A 12,045-nucleotide genomic window follows, 5' to 3' on the forward strand; every position below is an offset into this window, starting at 1 on the left:
CGCCGCGACATACGCGGGGCATCCCCGGCTGTTGCACAGGATGACATCCGGCTAAGTGCCGGCCCCGAAACACAAGTCTGGTCACGCCGCCGTGAGCAAGCAACTGTTTACCATAGGCTACGAAGGCCTCGATTCTGAGCGGCTCGGCAGCGTCCTGCGCTCGGCCGGGATCGCCACGCTCGTCGACGTCCGAGCGGTCGCGAACTCCCGCAAGCGCGGGTTCTCGAAAGGGGCACTCAGCGCCTCCCTTCAGGAGGCGGGGGTCGGCTACACGCACCTGCGCAGCCTGGGAACGCCGAAATCCGGGCGGCAGGCGGCGCGGGCCGGCGATGCGGCGCTGATGCGGCGGATCTACTGCGAGGATGTTCTCGACACGGCCGGCGGACAGGCGGCGCTCGACGAGCTCGCCCAGATGGCCGAAGCCGCGCCGATCTGCCTGCTCTGTTTCGAGCGGGATCCGGCGCTGTGCCACCGGCGCGTGCTGGCGGAACGCCTTGCGACCAGGGGCTTCGCCGTCAGCGATCTCTACGGCTGAACGCGTCGGCTCACGAGCCGAGCAGCGGCTGCACGCGCGCACCCAGCGCCCCGGCGAGCCGCCGGACTGGGTGGAGCGCGGCGCTCAGGCGCTTCGAGGGAGCCCTGCCCGGCGGGCGTGGCCGCCGGCGGTCCGGATCGGCCACGGGCTCGACCGGCATGTAGAGGGCGTCGCGGAAGGAGAGTTCCAGGAGCGTCGCGCCGTCATCGTCACCGATCACCATGGTGGCGTCCAGCAGCCGCGGATCGCCGCCGTGCTGACGCATGAGCCGCTGGACGATCGTGCGCGCGACCGATCGGGCAGCCTCGATGTCGTCGACCGACTGGGCCGCCGATGCGGGCAGCGAGTTGCCGCCGAGGCGGATGGTGAAGTGGGCGCGGATCATGGAGCGCTCCTCGTGAGCCGGCGGCGTGCGTCAGGCGGCCTGCGCGTCGTCGACGGCTTCCGCCTTCTCCGGGGCCGATATCGGATCGAACGCGTCGGCCAGCAGGGAGAGGCGCCGCGCCATGTCCCGCACCTCGTTGAGGGCGATCGACTTCTGGCCCTCCTTCACAGCCCGCGTGATGTCGCTGACCTGCGTGGTGGCGATCCGCTTCAGTTCGTCGGCGAGTTGCTGGCTGGTCATCATCGCATCCGGACCCGGGATCAGTGGGAGCGAGGACCGTGGAGCGCCGGCGCTTACCAAGGGGTTTCGCCGGACCGGAACACCTGTGGACAAGGTGGGGATTCCGGCCAGCTCAATCCTGCAGGTGCCGCGCGGCGATGATCGAGGCGGCGGTGCGATTCTCGACACCGAGCTTGGCGTAGATGCCCTCGAGGTGCTTCGTCACCGTCCGGTGGCTCAGCCCCAGGATCTCGCCGATGTCGCGGCTCGACTTGCCCCGTGACAGCCAGAGCAGAACCTCGGCCTCACGGCCGGTGACGGGGAGCTTCGCGCGCAGCCGCTCGATCCCGGAGGCCGGCTCCTCCCGGGACAGGCGGAGCAGGATCTCGTCCGGGGTGCCTCCGATGAAGCTCAGGGCGTAGGCCGCGCCGTCGGGATCGGTCAGGGTCAGGGTGGTGCCGACCGCTCCGGCCAGATGCGCGCCCAGCCAGTCGCGGGCGCGCGCCGGCAGTTCGAGCGTGCCCGAGCGCTGGGCGCCGAGGCCGCTCAGAAGCCGGCCGGCCTGCGGCGTCGACCACAGCACCCGCCCCTCCGCCGAGACGGCGAACAGGGTCCGACCGGCGGTGTCGAGGGCGGCCCGCGCACTCTGCGCGGCGCGGGCGCTCGCGAGATGCACGCGGATCCGGGCCAGGATCTCGTCGGGGGCGATCGGCTTCGTGACGTAGTCGATCCCGCCGGCGGAGAGCCCCTTCACGATGTGCTCGGTCTCGCTGAGCCCGGTCATGAAGATCACCGGCACGCCGGCGAGGTGCGGCTTGGCCTTGAGCCGCCGGCAGGTCTCGAACCCGTCGAGGCCGGGCATCACCGCGTCGAGCAGGATCACGTCCGGCGTGATCTCGTCCACCAGGGTCAGGGCGAGGTCGCCGCCGACCGCGACCAGTACGGTCGCGCCGGACTGCTCGATCGCCTCGGTGAGGAAGCTTAGCGTGTCGGGCGAATCGTCGATCACCAGGACGATGTCCCGGTGCGGCTGGACCTTCGGCGCCTCAGCCATGGCGGGCGAGTTCCTGCAGGACGGAGAGATAGCGGCGAAGGTCGTACCCTTCGACCAGCCCGCGCATCCGGGCGACGAAGGCGGGCGGCACGGTCGCGTCCGCCTCCATCTGGGTCAGCTTGGCCTCGATGGCGCGGATATGCCCGATCCGGCCGAGGCGCAGGAGCTCGCCGATATGCTCGGGCCCGGGCCCCGGGAGGTCCGCCGCGGCCGGGACGGGCTCCGACCGCGCCGGCGCGGCGCCCTCGGTCCATTCGAGGTGCAGGAGCTTGCCGATCCGCTCCATCACGTCGCGCAGGTCGAAGGGCTTGGCGAAGATCGCGTCGTGGGGGGCGTCGTCGCCCCGGGTCGGGCTGATCTCGTGGACGTTGGCCGACATCATGGCGATCGGGCCGGTATGCCCGGCCTGCCGCAAAGCCGCCGCCGCCGCCCAGCCGCTCATCCCGGGCATCGCGATGTCGAGGAGGACAAGGTCGACGCCGCCCTGCGCGACCATCGCGAGGCACTCGGGTCCCGATCCCGCCTCCCGCACGGAGATGCCCTGCGGCTCCAGGATCGCCCGCATCAGGGCGCGGTGGGCGCTGTCGTCGTCGGCCACCAGGACGGTGCGGCGCGCCCCCGCATAGGCCCGCTCCGGGGCCGCCGCCGGCGCGGGCGCGACGATCGGCGCGGGCTGGGCCACGGAGGCCAGCATCAGGCGCAGCCGCGCCTGCGTGCCGCCGCCAGGGGCGGCGGTGACGGTGATCTCGCCGCCCAGCAGCTGCGCCAGCAGGTTGGCGATGGTGAGCCCGAGCCCCGTCCCCGGCGTGCTCCGGGCGGCCGGGGTCGAGCCGCGTTCGAAGGGCTCGAAGACCCGCGCGAGGTCCGCCTCCGGGATGCCGGGGCCGGTGTCGCGGATCGTAAACACCGCGATCTGGCTCCGGTAGCTGAGGTCCAGCGACACGGTGCCGGCTTCCGTGAACTTGATGGCGTTCGACAGCAGGTTCAGCAGCACCTGCCGCAGGCGCTTCTCGTCGGTGGCGACCACCGCCGGCAGGATCTCGGGCCTTGAGAACCGGAACTCCAGTCCGGCCTCCCGCGCCTGGAGGCGGACCATGTCCACCAGCTGGTCGAGGAAATCGGTCAGCCGGACCTCGTCGCGGTGGATCTGGAGGCGCCCAGCCTCCATGCGCGAGATGTCGAGGAGGCCGTCGATCAGTCCCGACAGGTGCTGGGCGCTGCGCCGGATCACCCGCAGGCCGTTGAGGCGATGCGCCGGGATCGCGGGGTCGGATTCGAGAAGCTGGGCGTAGCCGAGCACGGTCGAGAGCGGCGTGCGCAGCTCGTGGCTGATCCCGACCACGTATCGGCTCTTGGCCTGGTTGGCGGCCTCGGCCCGCTCCTTGGCCTCCTGCAGCTTGGCGTCGGTGATCTTATGGGCGGCGATCTCGGCCTGGTAGAGCGCGGTCTGGCGCATCGTCTCGGCCTGGGCGACGCGCCGGCTCTCCTGGGCGAGCACGAACAGCCACGTCACCACGCCCAGGATCACCACCAGGGTGTAGAACACGCTGGTCAGCGCGGTGCGCAGGAACGCGCGATTCTCCGGGTGGGCGATCGTCGCGCCGGCGTGCACGATGCCCAGGATCAAGCCGATCACCGCGCAGAGCGTCAGCATTACCGCGAGGTAGCGGCCCAGCGGCGCGCCGATCCAGGCGGCGGTGCGGCCCGGCAGAATCCGCGCGACGGCGGCCTGCGCCTGCACGTCCAGGCGTCCGTGGGGCTTGCACAGGTCGCCGCAGCGGGCGTCCAGCGAGCAGCAGAGCGAGCAGATCGGCGCGTCGTAGGCCGGGCAATGGGCCATGTCCTCGCCCTCGAAGGGCAGTTCGCAGACCCGGCAGACCACCTCGGCCGCGCCCCAATCCTGCTTCGGCGTCCGGGCGAGGTACCAGCGTCCGGCGGTGGCCCAGGCGATCGCCGGGGCGGCGCAGAACGCGATCGCCAGGGTCAGCAGCGGCGCGAAGGGCTGCAGGGTCGCGCCGAGCCAGCCGACATAGGCCGCGCCCCCGGCCGCGAGGGCCAACACCATGGCGCCGGTCCCCACCGGGTTCACCGCGTAGAGATGGGCGCGCTTGAACTCGATGCCCGGGGGCGAGAGGCCGAGCGGCTTGTTGACCGCGAGGTCGGCGGCCAGCGCCCCGACCCAGGCCGAGACCACGGAGGCGTAGAGCGGCAGGGTGCTCTCGATGGTCTTGTCGATGCCGAGCTCCATCAGGAGCACCGCGATGGCGACGTTGAACACGAGCCAGACCACCCGCCCCGGATGGCTGTGGGTCAGGCGCGAGAAGAAGTTCGACCACGCGATCGAGCCGGCATAGGCGTTGGTCAGGTTGATCTTGAGCTGCGACACGAGGACGAACAGCCCGGTGAGCAGCAGGGCCGCCCGGCTCCCCTCCCCCGTCAGGTAGCCGAACGCCACCGCGTACATGCGGGTCGGCTCGGCGGCGTGCTCGACCGGGACGCCGTGGCCCAGCGCCAGGACCGCCAGCGCGGCCCCGAGCAGGATCTTCAGCATCCCGGGCAGGATCCAGCCGGCGCCCCCCGACAGGACCGCCAGCCACCAGCGGCGGTCGCGCGGGCCCTGCGGCTCCGGCACGAAGCGCAGGAAGTCGACCTGCTCGCCGACCTGGGCGAGCAGCGCCAGCAGGACGCCCGTGGCGAGGCCGAACCGGGCGAGATCGAAGCCGGCCCCGCCGCCGTCGAGGCCGGGGAAGCCGGCGAGCGCCCGCAATGGCCCCGCACCCTGTGCCGCCACGAAGATCAGCGGCAGCAGGCTCAAGGCGATCCAGATCGGCTGCGTCCAGATCTGGAACCGGCTGATCAGCCGGATCCCGTAGACGACGAGGGGAATCACCGCCCCGGCACAGAGCAGATAGCCGATGCCCAGCGGCAGCCCGAAACAGAGCTGCAGCGCCAGCGCCATGATCGCCGCCTCGATGGCGAAGAACAGGAAGGTGAAGCTCGCGTAGATCAGCGACGTCACGGTCGAGCCGAGATAGCCGAACCCCGCGCCGCGGGTCAGGAGGTCCATGTCGACGCCGTACCGGGCGGCGTAGACCGTGATCGGCGCCGCCGTGGCGAAGATGATCAGGCCGACGACCAGCACCGCCGCGACCGTGTTGGGAAAGCCCGCCGTCAGCGCCAGCGTCCCGCCGATCGCCTCCAGCGCCAGGAACGAGATCGAGCCGAGGGCGGTCTGCGCGACCTCGAGGCTCGACCAGCGCCGCGCCTTCTTGGCGGTGAAGCGGAGGGCGTAATCCTCCAGCGTCTCGTCGGCGACGAAGCGGTTGTAGTCCCGGCGGATGGGGATGATGCGCTGCGGACCGCTCATCGAGCCACGGCCGGGGCGATCCGGCCGCCGCGCCCGGGCAGCGACACGCACAGGCGGCAGCGCGACGCGCGCGCGCGCGAAAAAACGGGCACCGGCGCGGTGCTCCCACTCTTCGCGCTCTCAGCCACCCCGACCTCGAAGTATTCCGTCGCGATGGTGCAGCGCATGCAAGAGCACGGCCATACGCAAAATCGCGTATAGGCCGCACCGCAACCCAGGACCTAGCCTGCGCTCATCGATCCGGGCCGCCTCTCAAGGCCCGGACGCGAACAGGGGCAGGCATATGGCAGACGACACCGAGACCGGCGCCGATCACGGCTTGCGCTCCCCGCTGCGGCGCCGGCTGCTCATGGGGCTGGCAGGCGCCCCGGCGCTGGCGCTGATGCCGCGCACCGCCTGGGCCGCGCCGCCGACCGCTTCGGTGAACACCACCGGCCTCGCGGTGACGGACACGGACGTGACGGTCGGCATCCTGCACTCGATCACCGGCACGATGGCGATCTCCGAGACGGGCGCGCAGGAAGCGGAAAAACTCGCGATCCAGCAGATCAACGATGCCGGCGGCGTGCTCGGCCGCAAGATCAAGATCATCCAGGAGGACGGCGCCTCCGACTGGCCGACCTTCGCCGAGAAGGCCAAGAAGCTCCTCGTCAACGACCATTGCGCCGCCGTGATGGGCTGCTGGACCTCGGCCTCGCGCAAGGCGGTGCTGCCGGTCTTCGAGCAGTACAACGGCCTCCTCTACTACCCGACCTTCTACGAGGGCCTGGAGCAGTCAAAGAACGTCTTCTACACCGGCCAGGAGGCGACCCAGCAGATCCTCGCAGGCCTCGACTGGGTCCACAAGGAGAAGGGCGGCGACAGCTTCTACTTCATCGGCTCCGACTACATCTGGCCGCGCACCTCCAACAAGATCGCCCGCAAGCACGTGGAGAACGTGCTCAAGGGCAAGGTCGTCGGCGAGGAGTACTTCCCCCTCGGCCACACCCAGTTCAACTCGGTGATCAACAAGATCAAGCTGACCAAGCCGAAGGTGATCTTCGCCGACGTGGTCGGCGGCTCGAACGTGGCGTTCTACAAGCAGCTCAAGGCGGCCGGCATCGACCTGTCGAAGCAGGTGCTGATGACGATCTCGGTGACCGAGGACGAGATCGACGGCATCGGCGGCGAGAACATCGCCGGGGCCTACGCCTGCATGAAATACTTCGAGTCGATCCAGAACGAGAACAACAAGGCCTTCGTCGCCGCCTTCAAGAAGATGTGGGGCGAGAAGACCGTCATCGGCGACGTGACGCAGGCGGCCTATCTCGGCCCGTTCCTGTGGAAGATGGCCTGCGAGAAGGCCGGCTCGTTCGACGTCGACAAGGTGGTGGCGGCCTCGCCCGGTCTGGAATTCACGGGTGCGCCGGAAGGCTACGTAAAGATCGACCCGAACCATCACCTCTGGTCGAAGACGCGGGTGGGCCGGGCCAAGCCCGACGGCCAGTTCGAGATCGTCTACACGAGCCCGGAGCTGATCAAGCCGGACCCGTTCCCGAAGGGGTACCAGTAGTCGCGCGAAACGCGCGCCTCCAACACGCGACCTCATCCTGAGGTGCAGGACGATCATCGATCGCCCTGCCTCGAAGGAGCCCTCCAGGACCCGCGCGGCGACTGGAGCCCTCCTTCGAGGCCTCCGCTGCGCTCCGGCACCTCAGGATGAGGTGATCTGAGTGGGATCACGGGCCTCCGCCGCGGGCGGAGCGCATCTCGGATCGGAGATTACGGGACCATGCTCGGCGACTATTCCCTCGGCGACCTCGGCGCGATCTTCGCCATGCAGGGCTTCGCCGGCCTGATCCTGTTCTCCGTCTACCTGCTGATGGCGCTGGGGCTCGCGATCATCTTCGGCCAGATGGGCGTGATCAACATGGCGCACGGGGAGTTCATGATCCTCGGCGCCTACGTCACCTACCTCTGCTCGACCTTCTTCCAGACCTACCTGCCGGCGCTCTTCCCGATCTACTTCTTCATCGCGATGGGCCTGGCGTTCCTCGCCTCCGGGGCCCTCGGCATGCTGGTGGAATGGGGCCTGATCCGGTTCCTCTACAAGCGCCCGCTCGATACGCTCCTCGCCACCTGGGGCCTGTCGCTGATCCTCCAACAGGCCTACCGATCGATCTTCGGCGCCCGCGAGGTCGGTGTCGAGCTGCCGTCCTGGCTGATCGGCTCGGTGCAGGTCACCGACACGATCGAGATCCCGATCAACGGCCTGTTCGTCATGGCCGTCACCATCCTGATCACCGTCAGCGTCGCGCTTCTGATCTTCCGCTCGCGCTTCGGCCAGCAAGTCCGCGCCGTGATGTCGAACCGCGCCATGGCGGGGGCGGTCGGCATCGATACCGAGAAGGTCGACCGCTACACGTTCGGCCTCGGCTGCGGCATCGCGGGCATCGCCGGCTCGGCCTTCACCATGATCGGCTCGACCGGGCCGACCTCCGGCCAGCTCTACATCGTCGACACCTTCCTGATCGTCGTGTTCGGCGGGGCCGCGAGCCTCTTGGGCACGATCGCGTCGGCCTTCTCGATCTCCCAGACGCAGTCGACCCTGGAGTTCTTCCTCTCCGGCTCGATGGCCAAGGTCATCACCCTGCTCGCGGTGGTCGGCATCCTGATGCTGAGGCCCCAGGGCCTCTTCACCCTCAAGGTCCGGCGCTGAGGATGTTTTCCCGATGACGAACCCGGTCCAGACCCTCACCAAATCCGTCACCGTCAACGACAACCCGTTCATGAAGCCGGTGGAGTGGCTGAGCCTGCTCCTCCTGGCCGGGGTGATCCTGGTCGTCCTGCCGCTGATGCTCGACGGCTTCCGCCTCAACCTCGTCGGCAAGTACCTCACCTACGCGTTCGTCGCCCTCGGACTGGTGATCTGCTGGGGCTACGCGGGGATCCTGTCGCTGGGACAGGGTGTGTTCTTCGGCCTCGGCGGCTACTGCATGGCGATGTACTTGAAGCTCGAGGCTTCGAGCGTCGAGAACACCAAGATCCAGTCCACGCCCGGCATCCCGGACTTTATGGACTGGAACCAGATCACCGCCCTCCCCTGGTTCTGGCAGCCGTTCAAGAGCCTGCCGCTGACGCTGATTCTGGCGGTCGCCGTCCCGGTCCTGTTCGCGATGCTGATCTCCTTCGCGATGTTCAAGCGCCGGGTCGGCGGCACCTACTTCGCGATCATCACTCAGGCGATCGCCGCGATCCTGACGATCCTGATCGTCGGCCAGCAGGGCTATACCGGCGGCATCAACGGCATCACCGACCTGCGCACCCTCCACGGCTGGGACATCCGCACCGACCACGCGAAGGTCATCCTGTACTTCGTCAACGGCGGCCTGCTGATCGCCTGCATCCTGGCGGCGCAGTACGTGAAGAAGTCGAAGCTCGGCCGCATCCTCGTCGCCATGCGCGACAAGGAGGACCGGGTCCGCTTCTCCGGCTACTCGGTGGCGGGGTTCAAGGTCTTCGCCTTCTGCTTCGCCGCCGGGTTGGCGGCCATCGGCGGCGCGATGTTCACCCTGCAGGTCGGGTTCATGTCGCCATCCTTCGTGGGCATCGTCCCCTCGATCGAGATGGTGATCTACGCCGCGGTCGGCGGGCGCCTGTCCCTGTTCGGCGCCGTCTGGGGCACGCTCCTGGTCAACTGGGCCAAGACCAGCTTCTCCGAGAGCTTCCCCGACCTCTGGCTGTTCGGCCTCGGCGCCCTGTTCATCGCGGTGGTGCTGGCCTTCCCGAACGGTCTCGCTGGGATCTGGCGCGAGCATATCGAGCCCCGTCTCACCCGCCGGGTGAAGGGGCTGCGCGCCCCGCCGCCCGCGATCGTCCCGCCCCACGGCACTCCGGCCGAGTGAGTCCCGCCATGAACGCCGCGATCCTCTCCTCCCCCGTGGTCGGCGCCGAGGCCGCCCCGCCCGATTACCTCCTCGCCGTCGAGGCGCTCACGGTCTCGTTCGACGGGTTCAAGGCGGTGAACGACGTGTCGTTCTACGTCGATCCGGACGAGATCCGGGTGATCATCGGGCCGAACGGCGCCGGCAAGACCACGGTCCTCGACCTGATCTGCGGGCGCACCAAGGCCAGCACCGGCTCGATCAAGTACAAGGGCCAGGAACTGACCAAGCTCTCCGAGAGCGCCATCGTGCAGGCCGGCGTCGGCCGCAAGTTCCAGACGCCATCGATCTACGACGACCTCACGGTGTTCGAGAACCTGGAGATCTCGTTCCCCCGCGGGCGCTCGGTCTTCGGCGCCCTCACGTTCAAGCGGGACGCGGAGGTCCGCGACCGCATCCACGCCATCGCCGAGACGATCTTCCTGAAGGACCAGCTCAAGGAGCGGGCCGAGTTCCTGAGCCACGGCCAGAAGCAGTGGCTGGAGATCGGCATGCTGCTGATCCAGGACCCGGAGCTGCTGATGCTCGACGAGCCGGTGGCCGGCATGAGCGTCGGCGAGCGGATCAAGACCGCCGAACTTCTCAATCAGATCATCAAGGGCCGCTCGGTGCTGGTGATCGAGCACGACATGAAGTTCGTCGAGGACATCGCCCACCGGGTGACGGTCCTGCACCAGGGCAAGGTGCTGTCTGAGGGTTCGATGGAGCGGGTAAAGAACGACCCGAAGGTCATCGAAGTGTATTTAGGACATTGACGATGGCGTCGCTCCAGACTGCGCACACGCCGGGCGTCCAGGCGCCCCCGCTCGCCGCAATCGCGTCCGCCACGCCGGCGCTCGCCGTCGAGGACCTGCACGCCGCCTATGGCCAGAGCGAGGTCCTGCACGGGCTGACCTTCTCGGTGGCGCCCGGCGAGATCGTCGCCGTGATGGGCCGCAACGGCATGGGCAAGACCACGCTCATGAAGACCCTGATGGGCCTCGTGCCGGTCAAGGCCGGCGCGATCCAGGTCGAGGGCACGGACGTCGCCGGGCTCAAGAGCCACGCCCGGGTCGCCAAGGGCCTCGCCTACGTGCCGCAGGGCCGCATGATCTTCTCGACCATGACGGTCCAGGAGAACATCGAGACCGGCCTCACGGTCACCGGCACCCGCAAGGTGCCGCAGGACCTCTACGACATGTTTCCGGTCCTGCTGGAGATGAAGGGGCGGCGCGGCGGCAACCTCTCGGGCGGCCAGCAGCAGCAGCTCGCCATCGCCCGGGCGCTGGCGAGCCGGCCGAAGGTCCTGCTTCTCGACGAACCCACCGAGGGCATCCAGCCCTCGATCATCCGCGAGATGGGCCGGACGCTGAAAGCGATCCGTGACGCGCGCGGACTCTCCATCGTCGTGTCCGAGCAGGTCCTGAGCTTCGCCCTCGACGTCGCCGACCGGGTGATCGTGCTGGAGAACGGCGCCATCGTCCACGAGGCCCCGCGCGACGGGATCGACGAGGCCGCCGTCGCCCGGTTCCTGTCGGTCTAGGGGCACAGCATGGCCGATTACGAGATCTTCGAACTCGGCGACTTCGTGCTCCAGTGCGGCAAGACGCTGCGCGCGGCCAAACTCGCCTTCAAGACCTTCGGCACGCTGAGCCCGGCCAAGGACAACGCCATCGTCTACCCGACCTGGTACTCGGGCCAGCACACCGAGAACGAGTGGCTGATCGGACCCGGCAAGGCGCTCGACCCGGACAAGTACTTCATCATCATCCCGAACATGTTCGGCAACGGGCTCTCGTCCTCGCCGAGCAACACGCCCGCGCCCTGGAACGGGCCGCGCTTCCCCAACGTCACCGCCTACGACAACGTCCGCGCCCAGCATCGCCTCGTCACCGAGCATTTCGGCATCGAGAAACTGGTCCTGGTCACCGGCTGGTCGATGGGCGCGCTCCAGACCTACCACTGGGCGTCGATGTACCCCGACATGGTGCCGAAGATCCTGCCGTTCCAGGGCTCGGCCAAGTGCTCGCGGCACAACTACGTCTTCCTTGAGGGCGCCAAGGCCGCGCTCCAGGCCGACGCCGCCTGGGCGGAGGGCTGGTACACGAGCCCGCCGACCCGGGGCCTGCGCGCCTTCGGCCGTGTCTACGCGGGCTGGGGCCTGTCGCAGACCTTCTACCGCCTCGAGGCCGACATCACCCACATGGGCTACGCCTCCCTGGAGGACTTCCTGATCGGATTCTGGGAAGGCCTGTTCTACGAGCGCGACGCCAACAACCTGCTCGCCATGCTGTGGACGTGGCAGCACGGCGACATCAGCGCCAACGACACCTTCAAGGGCGACTTCAAGGCCGCGCTCGGCGCCATCCGCGCCAAGGCGATCCTGATGCCCGCCTCGACCGACCTGTATTTCCCGCCCGAGGACAACGCCATCGAGGCGGCCGCCATGCCGAACGCGGAGCTGCGCGTGATCGACACGTGGTGGGGCCACTTCGCGGGCGGGCCCGGCACCAGCCCGGACGACATCAAGGTCCTCGACGACGCGCTGAAAGAGCTGCTCGCGAGCGGGTGAGAGACGCGCAG

The 12,045-nt window shown here is 68.9% G+C and carries 11 protein-coding genes; 7 read left to right on the plus strand and 4 right to left on the minus strand.

Annotated elements, in window-relative coordinates; translation table 11 throughout:
* Positions 1-91: 91 nt before the first annotated feature.
* Positions 92-535 carry a DUF488 domain-containing protein gene (locus AC3WSN_RS17700; protein ID WP_492539677.1) on the plus strand — a complete coding sequence of 148 codons (444 nt, stop codon included), beginning with the start codon at positions 92-94 and terminating at the stop codon, positions 533-535.
* Positions 536-545: 10 nt separating this feature from the next.
* Here the strand turns inward: AC3WSN_RS17700 and AC3WSN_RS17705 are convergent, their stop codons facing one another.
* From AC3WSN_RS17705 to AC3WSN_RS17720, 4 genes are all read right to left on the minus strand, one after another.
* Positions 546-920, minus strand: coding sequence for a DUF6894 family protein (locus AC3WSN_RS17705; RefSeq protein ID WP_492539679.1), 375 nt, complete (start codon positions 918-920; stop codon positions 546-548).
* Between the two features lie 30 nt (positions 921-950).
* Positions 951-1,163, minus strand: coding sequence for a hypothetical protein (locus AC3WSN_RS17710; protein WP_492539681.1), 213 nt, complete (start codon positions 1,161-1,163; stop codon positions 951-953).
* A gap of 109 nt (positions 1,164-1,272) precedes the next feature.
* Entirely contained in the window at positions 1,273-2,193 is a 921-nt protein-coding gene (locus AC3WSN_RS17715; protein ID WP_492539683.1) for a response regulator, read from the minus strand.
* Positions 2,186-5,560, minus strand: a complete 3,375-nt coding sequence (locus AC3WSN_RS17720) for an ATP-binding protein (protein ID WP_492539685.1) — start codon at positions 5,558-5,560, stop codon at positions 2,186-2,188. The genes AC3WSN_RS17715 and AC3WSN_RS17720 overlap by 8 nt, the downstream gene beginning before the upstream one ends.
* A 283-nt stretch (positions 5,561-5,843) precedes the next feature.
* Between AC3WSN_RS17720 and urtA the strand changes: the two genes are divergently transcribed.
* The 6 genes from urtA (at position 5,844) to AC3WSN_RS17750 (ending at position 12,034) form a co-directional block, all read left to right on the plus strand.
* Positions 5,844-7,112: an urea ABC transporter substrate-binding protein gene (gene urtA, locus AC3WSN_RS17725; RefSeq protein ID WP_492539687.1), complete on the plus strand. Its 1,269-nt coding sequence runs from the start codon at positions 5,844-5,846 to the stop codon at positions 7,110-7,112.
* Positions 7,113-7,331: 219 nt separating this feature from the next.
* Complete coding sequence (gene urtB / locus AC3WSN_RS17730) at positions 7,332-8,258, plus strand: urea ABC transporter permease subunit UrtB (RefSeq protein ID WP_012322399.1); 927 nt, start codon at positions 7,332-7,334, stop codon at positions 8,256-8,258.
* 13 nt (positions 8,259-8,271) lie between these two features.
* Positions 8,272-9,444 carry an urea ABC transporter permease subunit UrtC gene (urtC, locus tag AC3WSN_RS17735; RefSeq protein WP_192707996.1) on the plus strand — a complete coding sequence of 391 codons (1,173 nt, stop codon included), beginning with the start codon at positions 8,272-8,274 and terminating at the stop codon, positions 9,442-9,444.
* Between the two features lie 8 nt (positions 9,445-9,452).
* Positions 9,453-10,238 (plus strand): urea ABC transporter ATP-binding protein UrtD, encoded by a 786-nt coding sequence (gene urtD, locus AC3WSN_RS17740; RefSeq protein WP_192707995.1) that lies wholly within the window; start codon positions 9,453-9,455, stop codon positions 10,236-10,238.
* Between the two features lie 2 nt (positions 10,239-10,240).
* Complete coding sequence (urtE, locus tag AC3WSN_RS17745; RefSeq protein ID WP_492539691.1) at positions 10,241-11,005, plus strand: urea ABC transporter ATP-binding subunit UrtE; 765 nt, start codon at positions 10,241-10,243, stop codon at positions 11,003-11,005.
* Positions 11,006-11,014: 9 nt separating this feature from the next.
* On the plus strand, positions 11,015-12,034 hold the full coding sequence (locus tag AC3WSN_RS17750; RefSeq protein WP_492539693.1) for an alpha/beta fold hydrolase: 1,020 nt from the start codon (positions 11,015-11,017) through the stop codon (positions 12,032-12,034).
* The last annotated feature ends 11 nt before the right edge of the window (positions 12,035-12,045 follow it).

The organism is Methylobacterium sp. FW102-HT35C08 (assembly GCF_058790235.1).